This is a genomic window from Microbacterium sp. 70-16, assembly GCF_001898315.1.
GTDB lineage: Bacteria > Actinomycetota > Actinomycetes > Actinomycetales > Microbacteriaceae > Microbacterium.
In genome coordinates, this window is record NZ_MKTQ01000009.1 from 176,922 (window position 1) to 197,078 (window position 20,157).

Below are 20,157 nucleotides of genomic sequence, written 5' to 3' on the forward strand. Positions count from 1 at the left end.
CGCGCCGCGTCGCCCCGGCGCTCCCCCACCCAACCCGCGAGACTGCATCGGTGCACCGAGACTGCGTGCGGCGTCTGCAGTCTCGGTGCAGGAACGCAGTCTCGCTATCCACGGCACCGCGGGCCCGTGCCCGTGAGGGCGGGCGAGTAGGGTTGCGGGTGTGAGCGAAGGTGCGCAGAACCCGATCCGCCGGATGCCCGATGGCACGGTCAAGCAGGTGGGGCCCCTCACCGGAACCCGCGTCTGGACCGTTCCGGGGCGCGCGAACCGTCCACTCGCAGCCCCGCGCGACGCGGCCCGGCCGCTCAAGCGCGGCGAGTCCACGCAGCTGTGCGCGTTCTGCAGCGACCGCTACCTCGAGACGACGCCCGAGAAGGCCCGACTGGTCGGTCCGCAGTTCGAGCAGCTGCGGCATGTGCACGCGTCAGAGCTGACCGACACAGTCGCCGAGTTCCGCCGGTTCGGCAACCTCTTCGAGATCGTGTCGGCCGAGTACTGGCGCGAGAACCACGGATTCCGCCAGCCCTCTGCCGTCGTCGAGTGGGCGCAGGAGTACCTCGCCGACCCCGCCGGGCGCGCGCACATCGAGTCGCTCGCCGCGATCCGCGCCGCCGCGACCGGCGAGCAGGTGTCGGTTGAAGAGGCCGCCCTCGACCTGCTCGGGGGCTCGCACGACGTCATCGTCGCGCGCCGCCACGTCGTCGACGGCGCGACGACCGACGACCAGCTCGCCTCGTCGGGAACGCTGACGCCCGACGAGCACGCCGCCTACACGGCGTTCACGGTGCAGGCGCTCGCCGACATCCAGGCGGCGCAGCCGAACGCGGCGTACGTCGCGGTGTTCCAGAACTGGCTGCGGCCGGCCGGCGCCTCGTTCGAGCATCTGCACAAGCAGCTCGTCGCCGTGGACGAGCACGGCCCGCAGGTCGATCACGAGCTCCGGCTGCTCTCACACGATCACGACCTGTACCAGCGCGAGCTGGCCGATCTGGCCGTCTCAGAGCGACTGCTCGTCGCGGCGACCGACGGCGCCGTCGCATTCGCGGGCATCGGGCACCGCTATCCCGCGTTCGAGGTGTTCTCCACCTCCGAAGCGAACCTGCCGCAAGAGCACTCCCCCGAGGGCATCCGCGCGGTGTCCGACCTGCTGCACGCGCTGCACGCCGCGACGGGCCCGCTCGTGCCGACCAACGAGGAGTGGCACTACCGCCCGCCGGGGGCGCCGTGGCCGATGCCGTGGCGCGTCGTGCTGAAGTGGCGCATCTCGAACCCGGCCGGCTTCGAGGGCGGCACGAAGATCCACGTCAACACGATCGACCCGTGGGAGCTGCGCCGTCGGGCCGTCACCGCGCTGGAGCAGTTGCGCGCCGAGGGCGCCATCGCCGACGGCATCCGCATCGGCGACGAATGCACGCCAGAGGATGCCCGGTTGCGGTACGCCGGCGACGCGGACGCCTGGTGACCTTCCCGTTCGAGGCACTGCGGCGCGCGCCGGACGTCGAAGGCGAAGGCCTCGTCGCGGCCGACGCCGCCGACCGCCTGATCCTCGACACTTCCGCCGAGGCGCGCACCGCCGTCGGCGACGGCGAGCTCGTCGTGATCGGTGATGCGTACGGCGCCCTCGCGCTCGGAGCGGCGTGGGACGGATGCCGGGGCATCCGCGTGCATCAGGATGCCCTCACCGGTGAGCAGGCGCTCGCGCGCAATGCGGCGTCGCTCGATCTGGCCGGGCGGGTCGCGTCATCTCCGACGCTCGACGCCGACCTCGTGCGCGGCGCGCGCGTCGTGCTGCTGCGGCTGCCGCGGTCGCTGGATGCCCTGCGCGACATCGCCGGGCTCATCGCCGCGCACGCCCGTCCCGATGTCGTCGTCTACGCCGGCGGCCGGCTGAAGCACATGACCGTCGCGATGAACGCCGTGCTCGGCGCCTTCTTCACGCGCGTCGACGTCACCCACGCACGGCAGAAGTCGCGCGTGCTCGTCGCGCGCGGACCGCATGATGGCGCTGACCCGATGCCGGCCGCGAGCCGTGTCGACGGACTGGAGATCCGCGCCTTCGGTGGCGCGTTCGGCGGAGCGCACCTCGATATCGGAACGCGCCTGCTGCTCGCGCACCTGCCCGACTCCCCCGGCGGCGGCACCGAAGATGACCCGCTGATCGACCTCGCGTGCGGCACGGGCGTCATCGGGGCGCACCTGGCGCTGCGGCATCCGTCGGCGTTCGTGTGGTCGTCGGATCAGTCCGCTGCCGCGGTCGCGTCGGCGCGCGCGACGGCGCGCGCGAACGGTGTCGAGCCGCGCATGCAGGTCGTGCGCGACGATGCGTTGTCACAGTGGCCGGATGCCAGCGCCTCGTTCGTCGCGCTCAATCCGCCGTTCCACTCCGGCGCTGCCGTCACCGACCGCATCGCTCCGCACCTGTTCGCGGATGCCGCGCGCGTGCTGCGGCCGGGCGGTGAGCTGTGGTGCGTGTGGAACTCCCCGCTGCGCTATCGCCCCGTGCTGGAGCGCATCGTCGGTCCGACGCGGCAGGTCGCCCGTGACCCGAAGTTCACCGTGACGGTGTCGACGCGCCGCTGACGCGCGGGTGGGGCGGTCGCGGCTGTACCGAGTGCGCCCGTCACCCGCGCGCACGGCCGGGGTCGTTCAGACGATGCCGGCGCGGATGCCGTCGAGTGATGCCGCGACGTTCGGCAGGCGCTGCGTGAGCGCGCCGTCGAGCTCGGCGAGGCGCGCCCGCGCCTGCAGCAGCACGCTCGCACCCTTGGGCGTGACGTTCAGGTCGCTGGCAGCTCCGGCGTGCGCCGTGGCATCCGCGACGAGCCCGTCGTCGACGAGCGTGCGCACGGCCGTGTGCGCCGACTGCACCGTGATGTGCGAGCGGCGTGCGAGCTCTGAGAACGAGATGCCCGGCTCGGCGTAGATGTGGCCGAGCAGACCGAACTTGCGGGTCGTGATGCCGAGGTCCTTGAGAATCGCCGACAGTTGGCCCTCCCACATCGCCGACACCGCGAGCAGCGCGATGACGGGGCTGAAGCGGGGGGCGTCCTGACTCATGCGCCCATGTTAGCGAGACCCTTGCCGTGTCGGAGGCGCGGCGTACCGTGAAAGAACGAGCGAAAGGGAGTGCCATGGACTGGAAGATCGAACTCATCCACGTGCCGGTCACCGATGTCGACCGGGCGAAGGAGTTCTACACCTCGATCGGATTCCACGCCGATCACGATGCGACGCCCTACCCGGGGCTGCGGTTCGTACAGCTCACGCCGCCCGGATCGGCGTGCTCGATCGCGATCGGCACGGGGATCGGCTCGACGCTCGCCCCCGGGTCGCTCGACGCCATCCAGGTCGTGGTCGGCGATGCTGACGCCGCGCTCGCGCAGCTGCGCGAGGCGGGTGTCGCAGCCGAGGGTGTCGACGAGCTGGACTGGGGCCGGTTCGTGACGTTCACCGACCCCGACGGCAACCGCTGGACATTGCAGCAGCTGCCCGCGCGCGACTGAACGACCCGCGTCAGCTCTCGCTGCCGCCGGGAGGTCCGACCAGCAGCAGTACGGCGAACAGGGCGACGACGAGCACGGCGATGAGGCCGAACAGCACCCACGGGCGCGCGAGGAACCATGCGAGCGGGCGGTCGTACCAGCGCGCGTCCGCGGCGCTCGGCTCGGGCTCGGTGCGCCAGGTACCGGCGAGAAGGCCGCGGCGGTGCAGCCAAAGTTCGGCCGGGATCGTCGCGTAGGGCACGATCGCGGAGACGAGCGCGGTGATCGTCGGGCCGACCTTCCAGCGGTTGTTGAGCGCGACGAGGATGACCGTCGCACCGAACGAGAGGAACACGAAACCGTGGATGCCTCCACCGATCGTGACGGCGGGCGCCCAGCCGGTGGTGGCGCGGACGATGAGGCCGGCGATCAGGAGCGTCCACGAGATCGCCTCGGCGATCGCGAGGGTACGGAACAGAGTCAGGGGATTGCGAAACACACCTTCAGTGTACCTGAAGCTCTCATCGCACTGGAGCGAAAGGCACGGGCGTACGGTGAGTTCACAGACGGCCGAGCCTCGGAGGCACCGCGTGGGCTACTTCATCCTCGTCATCGCACAGACGGTCATCCGTGGGGACGGTGGCGCACGCGATCGGGTGAGGGGTCGGGGTGGATGCCAATCCATGGGGCGCTCCCGACCAACTGAGCACCCGCAAGCTGGTCCGCAGCGCCACCCCGCCCTGCTCCGACCAGGAGAAAGCCCCCGCCGAGCGCTCGTATGAGCGGCTCGCCGGGGGCTTCTGAGTGGGTGGAGCTCAGAACTCCCAGTCTTCGTCTTCGGTGGCGACGGCCTTGCCGATGACGTAGCTGGAGCCCGATCCGGAGAAGAAGTCGTGGTTCTCGTCTGCGTTAGGCGAGAGCGCCGACAGGATCGCCGGGTTCACGTTCGTCAGCTGCGAGGGGAACATCGCCTCGTAGCCGAGGTTCATGAGCGCCTTGTTGGCGTTGTAGTGCAGGAACTTCTTGACGTCTTCGGTCAGGCCGATGCCGTCGTAGAGGTCCTGCGTGTACTGCACCTCGTTGTCGTAGAGCTCGTACAGCAGCGAGAAGGTGTAGTCCTTCAGCTCGTCGCGCTCGGTCTGCGTGAGCTGCTCGAGACCCTTCTGGAACTTGTAACCGATGTAGTAGCCGTGCACCGCCTCGTCACGGATGATGAGGCGGATGATGTCGGCCGTGTTCGTCAGCTTGGCCTTGCTCGACCAGTGCAGCGGCAGGTAGAAGCCCGAGTAGAACAGGAACGACTCGAGCAGCGTCGAGGCGACCTTGCGCTTGAGGGGCTCGTCGCCACGGTAGTAGTCCATGACGATCTGCGCCTTCTTCTGCAGATTCGGGTTCTCGACCGACCAGCGGAACGCGTCGTCGATCTCGGGCGTCGAGCACAGCGTCGAGAAGATCGACGAGTAGCTCTTGGCGTGCACCGACTCCATGAACGCGATGTTCGTGTACACGGCCTCTTCGTGCGGCGTGATCGCGTCGGGGATCAGCGACACGGCGCCGACGGTGCCCTGGATCGTGTCCAGCAGCGTGAGTCCGGTGAACACGCGCATCGTCGTGGTCTGCTCTTCGGGGGTCAGCGTCGCCCACGACTGCACGTCGTTGGACAGCGGCACCTTCTCGGGCAGCCAGAAGTTGTTCACCAGGCGGTTCCAGACCTCGAGGTCCTTGTCGTCCTGGATGCGGTTCCAGTTGATCGCCTGCACGTGGTCGACGAGCTTGAGCGGTTCGTGGGGGGTCATAGTTCTCGGTTCCTCAGTTGCGCAGTCGACTCAGAGCATGCAGCTGACGCACTGGTCGAGCTGCGTGCCCTCGAGCGCCATCTGCCGCAGGCGGATGTAGTAGATCGTCTTGATGCCCTTCTTCCAGGCATAGATCTGGGCCTTGTTGATGTCGCGCGTCGTGGCGGTGTCCTTGAAGAACAGCGTCAGCGACAGGCCCTGGTCGACGTGCTGGGTCGCCGCGGCGTACGTGTCGATGACCTTCTCGTAGCCGATCTCGTATGCGTCTTCGTAGTACTCCAGGTTGTCGTTCGTCATGAACGGCGCCGGGTAGTAGACGCGGCCGATCTTGCCTTCCTTGCGGATCTCGATCTTCGACGCGATCGGGTGGATCGAGCTCGTCGAGTTGTTGATGTACGAGATCGAACCGGTCGGCGGCACGGCCTGCAGGTTCTGGTTGTAGATGCCGTGCTGCTGAACGGATGCCTTCAGCTCGGCCCAGTCTTCCTGCGTCGGGATGTGGATGCCTGCGAACAGCTCGGCGACCCGCTCGGTCTGGGGCACCCACGGGGCATCCGTGTACTTGTCGAAGAACGTCCCCGACGCGTACGTCGAGTCGGCGAAGCCGTCGAAGGCCGTGCCGCGCTCGATCGCGATCTGGTTCGACGCACGCAACGCGTGGAACAGCACCGTGTAGAAGTAGATGTTCGTGAAGTCGATGCCCTCTTCGGAGCCGTAGCGCACGTGCTCGCGCGCCAGGAATCCGTGCAGGTTCATCTGACCCAGGCCGATCGCGTGCGAGCGGTCGTTGCCGTCTTCGATCGAGCGGACCGATGCGATGTGGCTCTGGTCGCTGACCGCGGTCAGCGCACGGATCGAGGTCTCGACGGTGCCGGCGAGGTCCTTGCCGTCCATCGCGAGCGCGATGTTCATCGACCCGAGGTTGCAGGAGATGTCCTTGCCGATCTCGGCGTAGGAGAGGTCTTCGTTGTACGTCGTCGGCGTGTTCACCTGCAGGATCTCGCTGCACAGGTTCGACATGTTGATCCGACCCTTGATCGGGTTGGCCTTGTTCACCGTGTCCTCGAACATGATGTACGGGTAGCCCGACTCGAACTGGATCTCGGCGAGGGTCTGGAAGAACTCGCGCGCGTTGATCTTCGTCTTCTTGATGCGCGCGTCGTCGACCATCTCGCGGTACTTCTCGGTCACCGAGATGTCGCCGAACGGCACCCCGTAGACCTTCTCGACGTCGTACGGCGAGAAGAGGTACATGTCCTCGCCGCCCCGCGCGAGCTCGAACGTGATGTCGGGGATGACGACACCGAGCGAGAGCGTCTTGATGCGGATCTTCTCGTCGGCGTTCTCACGCTTCGTGTCGAGGAAGCGCAGGATGTCGGGGTGGTGCGCCGACAGGTACACGGCGCCGGCGCCCTGACGCGCACCGAGCTGGTTGGCGTAGCTGAAGCTGTCTTCGAGCAGCTTCATGACGGGGATGATGCCGCTGGACTGGTTCTCGATCTGCTTGATCGGGGCGCCCGCTTCGCGGATGTTGGAGAGCAGCAGCGCGACACCGCCACCGCGCTTGGACAGCTGCAGGGCCGAGTTGATGCCGCGGGCGATCGACTCCATGTTGTCTTCGATGCGCAGCAGGAAGCAGCTGACGAGCTCGCCGCGCTGTGCCTTGCCCGTGTTGAGGAAGGTGGGCGTCGCGGGCTGGAAACGGCCCGAGATGATCTCGTCGACGAGGGCCGTCGCCAGCTGCTGGTCACCGTCGGCGAGGCCGAGCGCCGTCATGACGACGCGGTCTTCGAACCGCTCGAGGTAGCGCTTGCCGTCGAAGGTCTTCAGCGTGTAGCTCGTGTAGTACTTGAACGCGCCCAGGAACGTCTCGAAGCGGAACTTCGCGGCGTACGCGCGGTCGTTGAGGCGCTGGATGAACTCGAACGGGTACTTCTCGAGCACGGCGCCCTCGTAGTACTCCTTCTCGACGAGGTAGTCGAGGCGCTCCTTGAGCGAGTGGAAGAACACCGTGTTCTGGTTGACGTGCTGCAGGAAGTACTCCCGCGCGGCACGCTTGTCGGCGTCGAACTGGATCTGCCCGTCCTCGCCGTACAGGTTCAGCATCGCGTTGAGGGCGTGGAAGTCCAGTCCCTCGAATCGCGCATCGGTCTTGAAGGTCGCCTGAGTCACTGCTGTGTCCACCATCGTTCCAATCCGTCGCTCACCCGTGCGACGTCGTCTGGCGTGCCGAAGAGTTCAAGCCGGTACAAGTGCGGCACGGTGCACTTGCGGCTGATGATGTCGCCGGCGGCACAGTAGTGCTCGCCGAAATTCGTGTTGCCCGCGGAGATCACTCCGCGGATCAGGCGTCTGTTGTTCTCGTCGTTGAGAAAGCGGATCACCTGCTTGGGAACGGCGCCCTTCTCCACACCCCTGCCCTGACCGCCCCCGTAGGTCGGGGTGACGAGCACGAAGGGCTCGTCGACCTCGATCTTCGGGTCAGCGGCGGTCAGTGGGATGCGCAGGGCCGGGAGCCCCAGTTTCTCGATGAAACGCGCCGTGTTGCCCGACACGCTCGAGAAGTAGACGAGCAGCGGCGCGCTCGTCGCGAGTCGCATAGTTCACCCCGGTACCTGAGCGTCGTCGAAGGTCAAGCCAGACGGCTGGCGAGCTCGTCGATCTTGTCGGGACGGAAGCCCGACCAGTGGTCCTCGTCCGTGACGACGACCGGTGCCTGCAGGTAGCCGAGTGACTTGACGTGCTCGAGCGCCGCAGGGTCCTCGGAAAGGTCGAGGACCTCGTAATCGATGCCCTTCGAGTCCAGTGCCCGGTACGTCGCGTTGCACTGCACGCACGACGGCTTCGTGTAAACCGTGATCGCCATATCGATCCGTTCTCCCCTCAATCTCCACCCGTATGTCCGACAGTGCCCTGCCGGGAGTCCAATACTACATATGGGTACCGACACCTTCCAGCACCACAAGGGCTAGTAGTTACAAGAGTGTAGTTTTGCACCGCTCTCCCCAGGTACAACACATCTTCTCCACCGTTTCATCCACATGTCGGCATCGCGCTAGAAGCCTGGAAAACGGCTGAATCACGCGAGATTCACGGATGCCTCGGGCATCCATCCACAGGCGCGACGCTACGCGGGGCCTCCGACACCGGATCTTCTGTGGATAGTGCGCTTCGGCGTGTCGCGGCGTGTCGCGGCGTGTCGCTCGCGCGGCACCTTTCAGACCCGGCCCGCTCATGCGCCGATGTCTGCCGCGACCGGTAGCGTTGAGGGGTGGCGGGATATCGGGACTTGCTGCGCACCTCCGGGGTCGCGCGGATCATCGCGGCACAGCTGACGGCACGCTTCCCCAACGGCATGACGAGCCTCGCGATCCTGCTGCACGTCGAGAACCAGACCGGCTCCTACGGCGCCGCCGGTCTCGTGCTGGCGGCGGCTTCGCTCGGCCAGGCCGTGTCGGGCCCGGTCACCAGTCGCTGGATGGGCATCTGGGGCATCCGCCGCGTCCTCACCCTCACGACCGCCGTGTGCGCGCTCGCGCTGCTCGCGATGGCGCTGATCCCGATGGGCATCCCGGGGTACATGGTGTTCGGACTGCTGGCGGGACTGTCGACACCGCCCGTGCAGTCGGCGGCGCGCACGATCTACCCGAAGCTCGTCAACGCCCGCCAACTCACTGCACTGTTCTCGCTCGATGCGAGCCTGCAGGAGATCATCTGGATCCTCGCGCCCGTGCTCATCACGCTCGTCGCGACGCAGGTGGGCACGGTGCCCGGCCTGCTGCTGATCGTGACGATCATGGTGCTCGGCGGCGCGTGGTTCATCCTCTCCCCCGAGGTGGGGCGGGTGCGCATCCCCCGCAGCCGGCGCGCGTTCGGGCGGGTGCTCGGAAAGCCCGTCGTGCTGCTCGCGACCGTCATCGGGTTCCTGCTCATCGGTGCCTGCGCCGCGGTCGAGGCCGCCGTCGTCGCGACGTTCGACCACGGCGGGCTCGAGGCCGGTCTCGTCCTCGCGGTGTTCTCGGTCGGCAGCCTCGCGGGCGGTCTGGCCTTCGGGCACATTCCGATCGGACCGTGGGCGATGGCGCGGCGCCTCACCGTCGTCGCGGTCGGCCTCACCGCGGCCGTGTTCTTCGTGAACGAGATCTCCGCCGCGACACCCTGGTGGGTGGCCGCGTGCCTCATCGTCGCGGGCGTGGGCGTCGCGCCCGCTCTCGCCGTCATGTTCGCGATGACCTCGGCATCCGTCAAGTTCAGTGAAACGGCAGAGGCCTACGGCTGGATCGGCACCGGTCAGCTGCTTGGCGCGGCGCTCGGGTCGTCGATCGCGGGGTTCCTCATCGACGGCGTCGGCCAGGCGGGCGCGTACGCGGCAGCGGGCGGCTTCGCGATCGTCGGCGCGCTCGTCGCGATCACGTTCGTGCGCGGCTTCCCCGATCTGCGCGGCCGCGACGCGAGCCCGATCCCCGACACCGAACCGGTGCCGGTTATCACGTGACGCGCTGAATCTCCCGGCGCTCGACCGGGGTGAACGCGCCTCAGGCGATGCGGTGCAGCAGCTCCAGCACGGCCAGAGCGTACGCGTCGGCCGGCTCGGGATGCTCGAAGACGTGGGGTTCGCCGCGCACGGAGATCTCGACGCGGTAGGTGTCGGCCAGTCGCACGAGCGAGCGGAAGGCGCCGCGCAGCAGCTCGCGCAGCTGGTCCTCGCGCGGCAGCCACAGCGCATCCTCGAGCGCGACGGAGTCGAGTGCCCACTCGGTCGTGCCGTTGAACGCGAGGATCGTGCCGGTCGGGTAGCGGCGCGGCTCGATCGTCATCTCGCTCACGGTGAAGACGTCGGCCTCGAACTCGGGCTCGTCGAGCTGGAAGCGGTCGCCGGATGCCGGGTGCCAGACGAGACCCGCGGCGCGCAGCGCGAGCGCGGCATCCGTCGAGATCATCTCTCCATCCTGCCCGCCTCGCGCCGCTTCGGGGCCAGGATGGAAGGGTGAGCACCTTCGACCCCGCCGTCCACCTGCCCGACGATCTGCTCGAGCGCATCCGATCGCGCGCCGCGGCGGTGGATGCCGAGAACCGCTTCCCCGACGAGGATCTCGCGGAGTTGACGGATGCCGGATACCTCGCGCTCCTCGTTCCCACCGAGCTCGGCGGTGCGGGCCTGGGACTTGCCGAGGTCACGGTGCTGCAGCAGCGCCTGGCATCCGCCGCCCCGGCGACAGCCCTCGCGATCAACATGCACCTGGTGTGGACCGGTGTCGCGAAGGTGCTCGCCGATCGCGGCATCGACACGCTGCGGTTCGTGCAGGAGGGCGCCGTCGCGGGCGAGGTGTTCGCGTTCGGGATCAGCGAGGCCTGCAACGACCTCGTGCTGTTCGGCAGCGACACCGCGGCTGTGCCGCGGGGCGACGGCTCGTACGCGTTCACCGGCACGAAGATCTTCACCTCGCTCGGGCCGGTGTGGACCCAGCTGGGCCTGCACGGCCTCGACACGACCTCGCCGGATGCCCCGCAGATGGTCTACGCGTTCGTCCCGCGGACGGATGCCGTCGTCACCCGCGACGACTGGGACACCGTCGGCATGCGCGGCACGCAGTCGCGCACGACCGAGCTGCACGGCGTCGTCGCCCCCGCCGACCGGGTCGTGCGGCGCGTGGCGCCGGGGCCGAACCCCGACCCGATCGTGTTCGGGATCTTCAGCGTGTTCGAGATCCTGCTCGCGTCTGTCTATACGGGCGTCGCGCGCCGAGCGCTCGACCTCGCGGTCGAGACTGCGAAGAAGCGGACCTCGAAGAAGACGGGCCTCGCCTACAGCGACGACCCCGACATCCGGTGGCGCGTCGCCGAGATGGCACTCGCGTACGACGCGATGCTCCCCCAGATCGCCGCTCTCGCGGCCGACGTCGACGGCCGCGCCGACCATGGCGGATTGTGGTTCGCGAAGCTGTCGGGCCTCAAGCACCGCGCGGCCGTGGCCGCCAAGGGCATCGTCGACGAGGCGATGCTCGTCGCGGGCGGCTCGTCGTACTTCACCCGCTCCGAGCTCGGCCGCCTGTATCGCGACGTGCTCGCCGGGCTCTTCCACCCATCCGACCCCGAATCGGCGCACTCGACAGTCGCCGCCGCGTGGCTCGGGCCGGTGTCGGGCGGCTGAGCGGCCGCCCCGCGCCCCGCGCCCGAGCTCAGCGGGTCTCGAGGTCGTACGCCTTCAGCAGCTCGACGACGGCCTGGTCGCGCTGCTCGCCGCCTTCAGCGAACATGTGGGCGACGTGGGTGCGCAGGTGGTTCTCGATCAGCAGCTTGTCGAGCGAGGCGAGCGCCTTCTGGATCGCCCGGGACTGGGCGATCATGTCCATGCAGTAGTCCTCGTTCTCGATCATCCGGGCGAGCCCGCGAACCTGCCCCTCGATGATCGCGGTGCGGTGCAGGGCGCGCTTCTTGATGTCGTCGATCACGTCGCCAGGATACGCGCCCCGCGGAGGACGTCGTGCGAGACTGACGGACATGCCGCGCACCCCCACCGAGCTTCTGAGCCCCGCTGACCGCGAGCGACGCCGCTCGCTGCAGGTCATGAAGGGCGTCGCGCTCGGTGCACTCCTGTTCATGGCGGTCGTCTTCGTCGTGGCGTTCGTGCTGCAGGAGCGCTTCACCTGGCTCGCCTACGTGCGGGCCGCAGCAGAGGGCGGCATGGTCGGCGCGCTCGCCGACTGGTTCGCCGTGACGGCGCTGTTCCGACATCCGCTGGGCATCCCGATCCCACACACGGCGATCATCCCGAAGCGCAAGGACGAGATCGGCCGCAGCCTCGGCGAGTTCATCGAAACCAACTTCCTCGCGGGCGAGGTCGTACGCACCAAGCTCGAGTCGACCGCGATCGCGACGGCGGCAGGCGCCTGGCTGCGCGACCCCGAGCACGCCGACCTCGTCTCGCGCGAGGCGTCGACGATGGCATCCGGCATTCTGCGGGCGCTCAGCGACGACGAGGTTCAGGACCTCATCGGCGACCTCGCGCGCGAGCACCTGCTGAGCCCGCAGTGGGCGCCGACGATCGGCGGATGGCTCGAGCGGGTCGTGGATGCCGGGGCGCACGAGGGCGCCGTCGACCTCGCCGTCGACAGCCTCGCGACGTGGCTGCGCGCGAACCGCGAGTCGTTCAGCGGGCTGGTCTCGCGCCGCCTGCCGTCGTGGGTGCCGTCGGTCGCGATGCGGCTCGTCGACGACACGGTCTACAACGAGGCGGTCAAGTTCGCCGCGGCCGTGCAGGCCGATCCCGATCACCCCGCCCGCCACGCCGTCGACGGCTATCTGTCGCGCCTGGCCGGAAACCTGCAGCACGATCCGACCACGATCGCGCGGCTGGAAGACGCCAAGAGCGCCGTCTTCGACAGTCCGCGCGTGCGCGAACTGGCCGCCGAGGCGTGGAACACCGCGAAGGCGGGGCTGCTGAAGAGCCTCGCCGATCCTGACAGCGCGCTGCGCCGCCGGGTCACCGCGGCGCTCGTCGAGATCGGCGACCGGCTCGCGACCGATGAGGCCCTGCAGCAGCGCGTCGACACGCGCATCGCGGATGCCGCGGTGTTCCTCGTCGACCGCTACCGGCACGACATCGCCTCGATCATCACCGACACGGTCGAGAAGTGGGACCCGGCCGAGACCACGGAGAAGATCGAGCTCATGGTCGGCCGCGACCTCCAGTACATCCGCCTGAACGGCACGATCGTGGGCGCCCTCGCGGGCCTCGCGATCTTCGCCGTCGCGCACGCCGTGCTGGGGTGACGCACGGGGTAACGCACGGCTCGGTGCCTGTACGCGCCCGGCGCCCGCGGAGTAGCGTGGCAAGCGTGAGCGACGCGCCCGCCGACCAGTTGTTGTTCACCTACGGCACCCTCCAATATGCCGAGGTGCAGCTCGACACGTTCGGGCGCCTGGTCGCCGGCGAGGCGGACACGCTGCCGGGGTACACGATCGACTACGCCGAGATCGACGACCAGCGCGTGAAGGATGTCTCGGGCCTGTCGGTCCACCCGATCCTGCGCGAGACGGGCAACCCGCTCGACAAGGTCGTCGGCCGCGTGCTGCACATCACGGCCGATGAGCTCGATGCCGCCGACGAGTACGAGGTGTCGCTGTATCGCCGCATCGCGGTGACGCTCGCGAGCGGCTACACCGCCTGGGTCTACGTCGGCTGATGGCGCTCGCGCACGATCCGCTGTGGCCGCGCGCCGGCGACTGGCCGGCGCCGGTCGACGGTGAACGGTGGGATGCCGTGCTGCTGGGCGCTCCCGCGTCGCAGACGTCGCTGTCGCCGACGGGCGCGCACGAGACCCCCGGCGCGGTGCGGGCGGCGCTGCGCCGGTTCAGTCCGACGCTGATGGGCCCGCCGCCGGTCGACCTGGCCGCGGAACTGCGCATCGCCGATGCCGGCGACGTCGACGATCCCGACGGGCCGGCCGGCGAAGACGCGCTGCGTGCACGCGTGCGCGCGCTGGCTGCGCACGCGGGCCTGGTCGTCGCGCTCGGCGGCGACAACTCGATCACGTACGCGGTGACGCAGGGGGCGGATGCCTCGGGCCTGATCACGCTCGACGCCCACTTCGATCTGCGCGACGGCATCTCCAACGGGTCGCCCGTGCGCCGCCTCGTCGAGGGCGGCCTCGATCCGCGTCGCATCGTGCAGATCGGCATCGCCGACTTCGCGAACTCCGTGGCGTACGCCCAGCGCGCCGCAGATCTGGGCATCCGCGTCATCACGCTCGACGAGTTGCGCCGGCGCGGCAGAGCGGATGTCGTCGCCGAGGCTCGTGAGGTCGCGGGTGCGGGCGGCGGAGGCATCCATCTCGACATCGACGTGGACGTGTGCGACCGCGCCGTCGCGCCGGGTTGCCCGGCGTCTGTGCCGGGCGGACTGCAGGCGTGGGAGCTGCGCACCCTCGTACGTGCTCTCGCCGCCGATGCCCGCGTGCGCACCGCCGATATCGTCGAGGTCGACGCGACGGCAGACGCCCCCGACGGCCGCACCGTGCGGCTGGCCGCGCTGTGCGTGCTCGAACTGCTCGCGGGTGTGCACGCCCGCACGACAGGAGGATCATGACCACTCTCGTTCTCGTCCGGCATGCGAAGAGCGACTGGGGCAACCCCGGTCTCGACGACCACGACCGCCCGCTGAACGACCGCGGCATGCGCGATGCGCCGGTGCTGGCGGCCCGCCTCGCTGACACGGGGTTGCAGCTCGGCGCGCTGTTGTCGTCGACCGCGCTGCGTGCTCGGACGACGGCGGGGTTCTTCGCGGCGGCGCTGGGCGTCGAAGCCGAGCTCGATGAGGAGCTCTATGGCGCTCCCGCCTCGACGCTGCTGCGCACCGCGGCGGCTCGCGGCGTCGACGCGGTCATGGTCGTCGCGCACGATCCCGGCATGACCGTGCTCGCCGATCGGCTGTCCGGCGGCGGCATCGGACACATGCCCACGTGCGCGGTCGCGACGTTCCGCTGGGACACTCCCGACTGGGATGTTGCGACGGCCACCGACCCCGACGCGTGGGAGTTCGACCGTCCGGGACGGTGAGCGTCAGCGCAGCGGCACGCCGTCCTTGACCACGGTGTGCACGAGCGGCACGCCCGGCCGGTAGGCCAGATGGGTGCTCGTCGGGGCGTCGAGGATCACGAGGTCGGCCCGCGCGCCGACGCCGAGGTGGCCCACGTCGTCGCGTTCGAGGGCGCGGGCGCCGCCGGCGGTCGCGGCCCAGACCGCTTCGGCGACCGTCATCCCCATCTCGCGCACGGCGAGGGCGATCATGAGCGGCATCGACGTCGTGAAGCTCGTGCCGGGGTTGCAGTCGCTCGCGAGCGCGACGGTGACGCCCGCGTCGATCAGACGTCGCGCGTCGGGGTACGGATGCCGCGTCGAGAACTCGACCCCCGGCAGCAGCGTCGCGACCGTCGTGCTCGCCGCGAGCGCGGCGACGTCGTCATCGCTCAGATAGGTGCAGTGGTCGACGGATGCCGCGCCCAGCGCGACCGCGAGACGCGCGCCGTCGCCCGGCCCGAGCTGATTGCCGTGCACGCGGGGGCGCAGGCCCGCGGCGATGCCCGCGCGGAGGATCCGCTTGGTCTCGGCCGGGGTGAACGCGCCGGTCTCGCAGAAGACGTCGATCCACCGTGCGTAAGGGCGGACGGCGGCGAGCATGACGCCGCAGACGAGGTCGACGTACGCGGCGCGGTCGTCGGCATACTCGGGCGCGACCACGTGAGCCCCGAGGAACGTGACCTCATCGGTCACCTCGGCGGCGAGGCGGGCCAGGCGCTGTTCCCCCGCCACGGTGAGGTCGTACCCCGTCTTCACCTCGAAGGTCGTCGTGCCCTGCGCGTGCAGCTCGGCGACGAGGGCCTTCAGGCGCGCGCGCAGCTCATCGTCGGTGGCGGCGCGCGTCGCGGCGACCGTGCGACGGATGCCACCCGCGGCATACGCCTGCCCCGCCATCCGCGCCGCAAACTCGTCGGCCCGGTCGCCGCCGAAGACGAGGTGGGTGTGGCTGTCGACGAACCCCGGGATGACGGCGCGGCCGGCGGCGTCGAGCACGTCAGTCTCTGCCTCGGGTGCCGGGTCCGCGCCGCCGACCCACGCGATGCGGCCGTCCTCGATCAGGATGGCGGCGTCGGTGATCGTGCCGCAGGGGTCGCCCGCGCTCGCGACGTTGGTCGTGAGCTCGCCGATGCCGGTGATGAGGAGGCGCGTCACGGGGCATCCATCATCGGGATCTTCAGGCCGCGCTCGTGCGCGACGTCGCGGGCGCGCTCGTAGCCCGCGTCGACGTGGCGCATGACGCCCGTGCCGGGGTCGTTGGTGAGCACGCGCTCGAGCTTCTCGGCAGCGAGAACCGTACCGTCGGCGACCGTCACCTGCCCGGCGTGGATCGAGCGGCCGATCCCGACGCCGCCGCCGTGGTGGATCGACACCCAGCTCGCGCCGGAGGCCGTGTTCAGCAGCGCGTTCAGCAGCGGCCAGTCGGCGATCGCATCAGACCCGTCGGCCATCGCCTCGGTCTCGCGGTACGGACTCGCGACCGACCCCGCGTCGAGGTGGTCGCGGCCGATGACGATGGGCCCGGCGAGTTCGCCCGACGCGACCATCTCGTTGAACTTCAGGCCCGCGAGGTGACGCTCCTTGTAGCCGAGCCAGCAGATGCGCGCGGGCAGCCCCTCGAAGTGGACGGTCTCACCGGCCTTCTCGAGCCAGCGGCGCAGCGCCGCATCTTCCGGGAACAGCTCGGCGACGGCGCGATCGGTCTTCGCGATGTCGTCGGGATCACCCGACAGCGCGACCCAGCGGAACGGCCCGCGGCCCTCCGCGAAAAGCGGCCGGATGTACGCCGGCACGAACCCCGGGAACGCGAACGCACGGTCGAACCCGCCGAGCTCGGCCTCGCGGCGGATCGAGTTGCCGTAGTCGAAGACGGCGGCCCCGGCATCCTGGAACCCGACCATCGCGGCCACGTGCGCTGCCATCGAGGAGCGTGCGCGCTCGGTGAAGGCGGCGGGGTCGGATGCCGCGGCATCCTTCCATTCCGAAACGGGCATACCGATCGGCAGATACGCGAGCGGGTCGTGCGCGCTCGTCTGATCGGTGACGATGTCGATCGGCGCGCCGCGGCGCAGGAGCTCGGGGAACACCTCGGCGGCGTTGCCGACGACGCCGATCGAGCGCGCCTCGCCTGCGTCCTTCGCGGCGACCGCCCGCGCGAGCGCGGCATCGAGGTCGGTCGTGTACTCGTCGAGGTAGCCGTGCTCGACGCGGCGGCGCAGGCGCGACTCGTCGACGTCGACGATCAGCACGGCACCGCCGTTGAGCGTGACCGCCAGCGGCTGCGCGCCGCCCATGCCGCCGGCGCCGGCGGTGAGGGTCAGCGTGCCCGCGAGCGAGTCGCGGCCGAGCGAGCGCGCGACGGCCGCGAAGGTCTCATATGTCCCCTGCAGAATGCCCTGCGTGCCGATGTAGATCCACGAGCCCGCCGTCATCTGGCCGTACATCGTGAGGCCGAGCTCTTCGAGCCGCCGGAAATCGGGCCACGTCGCCCAGTCACCGACGAGGTTCGAGTTCGCGATCAGCACGCGCGGCGCCCACTCGTGCGTGCGAAACACCCCGACGGGCTTGCCCGACTGCACGAGCAGCGTCTCGTCGGGCTCGAGCTCGTCGAGCGTGCGCACGATCGCGTCGTACGCCTCCCATGACCGCGCCGCGCGGCCCGTGCCGCCGTAGACGACGAGGTATTCCGGATGCTCGGCGACCTCGGGATCGAGGTTGTTCATCAGCATGCGCTTGGCGGCCTCGGCACCCCAGCTCTTCGCGGTGCGCTCGGCGCCGCGCGGCGCGCGGATCGGCTCTCTCATGCGTCTTCTCCTTCGATGACGCCCGTGACCTGCGTGACGGATGCCGCGGCGCGCGCGACCTCGCCCGCGAGCACGAGCTCGGTGACGGTCTCGATGTCAGGGCTCACAAACCGGTCCTGTCCTGGGCCCGCAACCCCCGCCGCGCGCACGAGGTCGCGGACGGCCCCGGTGGCGGGGGCGGGCTGGAGCGGCGCGCGGAGGTCAAGGGCGCGGCATCCCGTCACGACCTCGATCGCGAGCACGCGGGCAAGCCCGTCGATCGCGCGGCGCAGCTTGCGCGCGGCGGCCCACCCCATCGAGACGTGGTCCTCCTGCATCGCCGACGACGGGATCGAATCGACCGACGCGGGCACGGCGAGACGCTTGAGCTCCGAGACGATGCCGGCAGCGGCATATTGCGCGATCATGAGTCCCGAATCGACGCCGACCTCGTCGGCGAGGAACGGAGGCAGCCCGTTGCTGCGGGTGCGATCGAGCGCGCGATCGGTGCGGCGCTCCGAGATGGATGCCGCGTCAGCGACGGCGATCGCAAGGAAATCGAGCACATACGCGACGGGCGCGCCGTGGAAGTTGCCGTTCGACTCGACGCGCCCGTCGGAGGTGACGACGGGGTTGTCGACGGCGGCCGCGAGTTCGCGCCCCGCGATCAGGGCGGCGTGGGCGAGCGTATCGCGCGCGGCGCCGTGCACCTGCGGCGAGCAGCGCAGCGAGTAGGCATCCTGCACGCGCGTGCACACGGCCGGGTCGCGGTGGCTCGCCATGATGTCGGAGCCGCCGAGCAGCGCGCGCAGCCGCGAGGCGGAGGCTGCCTGACCCGTTTGCGGGCGCAGCGCCATGAGGTCGGCCGCGAACACGGCATCCGTCCCCAGTTGGCTCTCGATCGAGAGGGCCGCGGCGACGTCGGCGGTGTCGAGCAGCACCTCGAGGTCGGCGATCGCGAGCAGCAGCATGCCGAGCATGCCGTCGGTGCCGTTGATGAGCGCGAGACCCTCCTTCTCTTCGAGCACGAGCGGCGTGATCCCCGCCTCCGCCGCCGGCACTGACCCGTCGGGGGTGTGGACCTCGCCCTCCCCGAGCGCCGCGAGCGCGACGTGCGAGAGCGGCGCGAGGTCGCCCGAGCATCCCAGCGAGCCGTACTCGCGCACGATCGGGGTGATCGCCGCGTTCAGCATCGCGGCGTACGTGTCGACGACGACGGGCCGCACGCCCGTGTGCCCCGTCGCGAGCGTCTGCAGGCGCAGCAGCGTGAGCGCGCGGATGACCTCCGTCTCGACGATGGGTCCGGTACCCGCCGCGTGCGAGCGGATGAGGCTCGCCTGCAGCTGGCGCCGGCGCTCGGGCGCGATGAAGGTCGTCGCGAGGGCTCCGAATCCGGTCGAGATGCCGTAGTGCGGCTCGGGATCGTCGGCGAGCCGCTCGATGAGCGCGCGGGATGCCGCGACGCGCTCCATCGCCCCGGCGTCGATCACGACGCGCGCTCCCTGGCGGGCGACGGCGACGACATCTTCAGGGCGGAGCGGCGCGGCGCCGACGATCACGGGTTCGGTCATGCCCCGATTCCACACCGGGTCGACCGGCCGCGGCAGTGCTCCCGGGCATCCTCTGTCTGTGATCTCAGACGCCGGATGCATTCAATGGGCATGACGAGCCTCCACGATGAGGAAGAGCCGCTGCACGGTAGGTAGTGCGCGGTAGGTAGTCCGCGGGAGCGCGCACGTGGCATCCTGAGTCTGTGATCTCAGACGAGCGTCCGCAGGTCCCAGCGGCCGACCAGACGCTGCGGATCCTGACTTTCCTCGCGCACCAGCGCGGGCCCGCCGCGGCGCGGACGATCGCGACCCATCTGGGCATCCCGCGGTCGACCGTCTACCACCTGCTCGCGACGCTCGAGCAGCACGGATTCGTCGTTCATCTCGCCGCCGATCGGCGCTGGGGCCTCGGCACCGCGGCGTTCGAACTCGCTGGCGGATACTCGCGACAGCAGCCCCTCACGCGGCTCGGCAGACCCCTTGTCGCCGCCCTCGCCGACCGGGTGAATGAGAGCGCGCATCTCGCAGTCATGAACGGGCGCGACGTGCTCTACATCGTCGAAGAGCGCGCTCCGCGCCGCCCGGCCCTCGTGACCGACGTCGGCGTGCGGCTACCCGCGCACCTGACCGCGACCGGCCGTGCGATGCTCGCCGCGCTGCCGCGGGAGCAGGTGCGGGCGCTGTACCCCGATGCCTCGGTGTTCGCCGACCGCACCGGACACGGCCCGCGGTCGCCGGGCGACCTGCGCGAGCTGCTGCGTGCCGCGCGGGCCGAGGGCTTCGCCCGTGAGGATGGCGAGGTGACGCTCGGCTTCCGGTCGGTCGGCGCGGCCGTGCTCGACCACGCAGGCTGGCCCGTGGCCGCCATCGCCGTGACCTGGCAGGGCGAGGCCGCGGTCTCGCCCGCCGTGGTCGAGTCGGTGACGACCGCCGCTGCCGAGCTCTCCCGCCGCGTCCGCTGACCCGGCCC

General features: G+C 69.9%; 21 protein-coding genes. 10 read left to right on the top strand and 11 right to left on the bottom strand.

All coding sequences use genetic code 11. The features are described 5' to 3' along the window. Nucleotides 1-160: 160 nt before the first annotated feature. Both BGO46_RS02385 and BGO46_RS02390 read left to right on the top strand, forming a co-directional pair. Nucleotides 161-1,462: a DUF4921 family protein gene (locus BGO46_RS02385; RefSeq protein WP_292677592.1), complete on the top strand. Its 1,302-nt coding sequence runs from the start codon at nt 161-163 to the stop codon at nt 1,460-1,462. Further along, complete coding sequence (locus BGO46_RS02390) at nt 1,459-2,580, top strand: methyltransferase (RefSeq protein ID WP_292677590.1); 1,122 nt, start codon at nt 1,459-1,461, stop codon at nt 2,578-2,580. Before BGO46_RS02385 ends, BGO46_RS02390 begins: the two co-directional genes overlap by 4 nt. 66 nt (nt 2,581-2,646) lie before the next feature. Here the strand turns inward: BGO46_RS02390 and BGO46_RS02395 are convergent, their stop codons facing one another. Continuing rightward, entirely contained in the window at nt 2,647-3,057 is a 411-nt protein-coding gene (locus BGO46_RS02395; protein ID WP_292677588.1) for a helix-turn-helix domain-containing protein, read from the bottom strand. A gap of 74 nt (nt 3,058-3,131) precedes the next feature. Between BGO46_RS02395 and BGO46_RS02400 the strand changes: the two genes are divergently transcribed. Next, nucleotides 3,132-3,503: a VOC family protein gene (locus BGO46_RS02400; RefSeq protein ID WP_292677586.1), complete on the top strand. Its 372-nt coding sequence runs from the start codon at nt 3,132-3,134 to the stop codon at nt 3,501-3,503. A gap of 10 nt (nt 3,504-3,513) precedes the next feature. Here the strand turns inward: BGO46_RS02400 and BGO46_RS02405 are convergent, their stop codons facing one another. From BGO46_RS02405 to nrdH, 5 genes are all read right to left on the bottom strand, one after another. Then, nucleotides 3,514-3,981, bottom strand: coding sequence for a DUF3817 domain-containing protein (locus BGO46_RS02405; protein WP_292677584.1), 468 nt, complete (start codon nt 3,979-3,981; stop codon nt 3,514-3,516). A gap of 316 nt (nt 3,982-4,297) precedes the next feature. Then, nucleotides 4,298-5,278 (bottom strand): class 1b ribonucleoside-diphosphate reductase subunit beta, encoded by a 981-nt coding sequence (nrdF, locus tag BGO46_RS02410; protein WP_292677582.1) that lies wholly within the window; start codon nt 5,276-5,278, stop codon nt 4,298-4,300. A 30-nt stretch (nt 5,279-5,308) separates the two neighbouring features. Then, nucleotides 5,309-7,465: a class 1b ribonucleoside-diphosphate reductase subunit alpha gene (gene nrdE / locus BGO46_RS02415; RefSeq protein WP_292897068.1), complete on the bottom strand. Its 2,157-nt coding sequence runs from the start codon at nt 7,463-7,465 to the stop codon at nt 5,309-5,311. Then, nucleotides 7,447-7,878 carry a class Ib ribonucleoside-diphosphate reductase assembly flavoprotein NrdI gene (nrdI, locus tag BGO46_RS02420; RefSeq protein WP_292676027.1) on the bottom strand — a complete coding sequence of 144 codons (432 nt, stop codon included), beginning with the start codon at nt 7,876-7,878 and terminating at the stop codon, nt 7,447-7,449. The genes nrdE and nrdI overlap by 19 nt, the downstream gene beginning before the upstream one ends. A 32-nt stretch (nt 7,879-7,910) precedes the next feature. Further along, entirely contained in the window at nt 7,911-8,144 is a 234-nt protein-coding gene (gene nrdH / locus BGO46_RS02425) for a glutaredoxin-like protein NrdH (RefSeq protein WP_005052310.1), read from the bottom strand. Nucleotides 8,145-8,549: 405 nt separating this feature from the next. Between nrdH and BGO46_RS02430 the strand changes: the two genes are divergently transcribed. Further along, nucleotides 8,550-9,773 (top strand): MFS transporter, encoded by a 1,224-nt coding sequence (locus tag BGO46_RS02430; protein WP_292676023.1) that lies wholly within the window; start codon nt 8,550-8,552, stop codon nt 9,771-9,773. 40 nt (nt 9,774-9,813) lie between these two features. On the opposite strand, the gene BGO46_RS02435 is transcribed toward BGO46_RS02430, so the two are convergent. Then, nucleotides 9,814-10,218: a pilus assembly protein CpaE gene (locus tag BGO46_RS02435; protein WP_292676021.1), complete on the bottom strand. Its 405-nt coding sequence runs from the start codon at nt 10,216-10,218 to the stop codon at nt 9,814-9,816. 47 nt (nt 10,219-10,265) lie between these two features. Here BGO46_RS02435 and BGO46_RS02440 point away from each other — a divergent pair, with 47 nt between their 5' ends. Continuing rightward, nucleotides 10,266-11,429 (top strand): acyl-CoA dehydrogenase family protein, encoded by a 1,164-nt coding sequence (locus BGO46_RS02440; protein ID WP_292676019.1) that lies wholly within the window; start codon nt 10,266-10,268, stop codon nt 11,427-11,429. A gap of 28 nt (nt 11,430-11,457) precedes the next feature. Here the strand turns inward: BGO46_RS02440 and BGO46_RS02445 are convergent, their stop codons facing one another. After that, nucleotides 11,458-11,730 carry a metal-sensitive transcriptional regulator gene (locus BGO46_RS02445; RefSeq protein WP_292676017.1) on the bottom strand — a complete coding sequence of 91 codons (273 nt, stop codon included), beginning with the start codon at nt 11,728-11,730 and terminating at the stop codon, nt 11,458-11,460. A gap of 49 nt (nt 11,731-11,779) precedes the next feature. On the opposite strand from BGO46_RS02445, the gene BGO46_RS02450 reads away from it, so the two are divergent. The 4 genes from BGO46_RS02450 to BGO46_RS02465 all read left to right on the top strand — a co-directional run bounded on the left by BGO46_RS02450 (nt 11,780) and on the right by BGO46_RS02465 (nt 14,836). After that, entirely contained in the window at nt 11,780-13,051 is a 1,272-nt protein-coding gene (locus BGO46_RS02450; protein WP_292676014.1) for a DUF445 domain-containing protein, read from the top strand. A 65-nt stretch (nt 13,052-13,116) separates the two neighbouring features. Beyond that, entirely contained in the window at nt 13,117-13,464 is a 348-nt protein-coding gene (locus BGO46_RS02455; RefSeq protein ID WP_292676012.1) for a gamma-glutamylcyclotransferase family protein, read from the top strand. After that, complete coding sequence (locus BGO46_RS02460) at nt 13,464-14,366, top strand: agmatinase family protein (protein WP_292676009.1); 903 nt, start codon at nt 13,464-13,466, stop codon at nt 14,364-14,366. Before BGO46_RS02455 ends, BGO46_RS02460 begins: the two co-directional genes overlap by 1 nt. Next, complete coding sequence (locus tag BGO46_RS02465) at nt 14,363-14,836, top strand: histidine phosphatase family protein (protein ID WP_292676006.1); 474 nt, start codon at nt 14,363-14,365, stop codon at nt 14,834-14,836. The genes BGO46_RS02460 and BGO46_RS02465 overlap by 4 nt, the downstream gene beginning before the upstream one ends. A gap of 3 nt (nt 14,837-14,839) precedes the next feature. Here BGO46_RS02465 and hutI read toward each other — a convergent pair whose 3' ends face one another. From hutI to hutH, 3 genes are read right to left on the bottom strand one after another with little or no spacing between them, the layout of a single operon-like run. Further along, a complete protein-coding gene (gene hutI, locus BGO46_RS02470) occupies nt 14,840-16,009 on the bottom strand; it encodes an imidazolonepropionase (protein ID WP_292676003.1) in 1,170 nt (389 codons plus the stop codon). Then, entirely contained in the window at nt 16,006-17,658 is a 1,653-nt protein-coding gene (gene hutU / locus BGO46_RS02475; protein ID WP_292676000.1) for a urocanate hydratase, read from the bottom strand. The genes hutI and hutU overlap by 4 nt, the downstream gene beginning before the upstream one ends. Then, nucleotides 17,655-19,208, bottom strand: coding sequence for a histidine ammonia-lyase (gene hutH / locus BGO46_RS02480; RefSeq protein WP_292675997.1), 1,554 nt, complete (start codon nt 19,206-19,208; stop codon nt 17,655-17,657). Before hutH ends, hutU begins: the two co-directional genes overlap by 4 nt. A gap of 185 nt (nt 19,209-19,393) precedes the next feature. On the opposite strand from hutH, the gene BGO46_RS02485 reads away from it, so the two are divergent. Further along, nucleotides 19,394-20,149 carry an IclR family transcriptional regulator gene (locus BGO46_RS02485; RefSeq protein ID WP_292676033.1) on the top strand — a complete coding sequence of 252 codons (756 nt, stop codon included), beginning with the start codon at nt 19,394-19,396 and terminating at the stop codon, nt 20,147-20,149. The last annotated feature ends 8 nt before the right edge of the window (nt 20,150-20,157 follow it).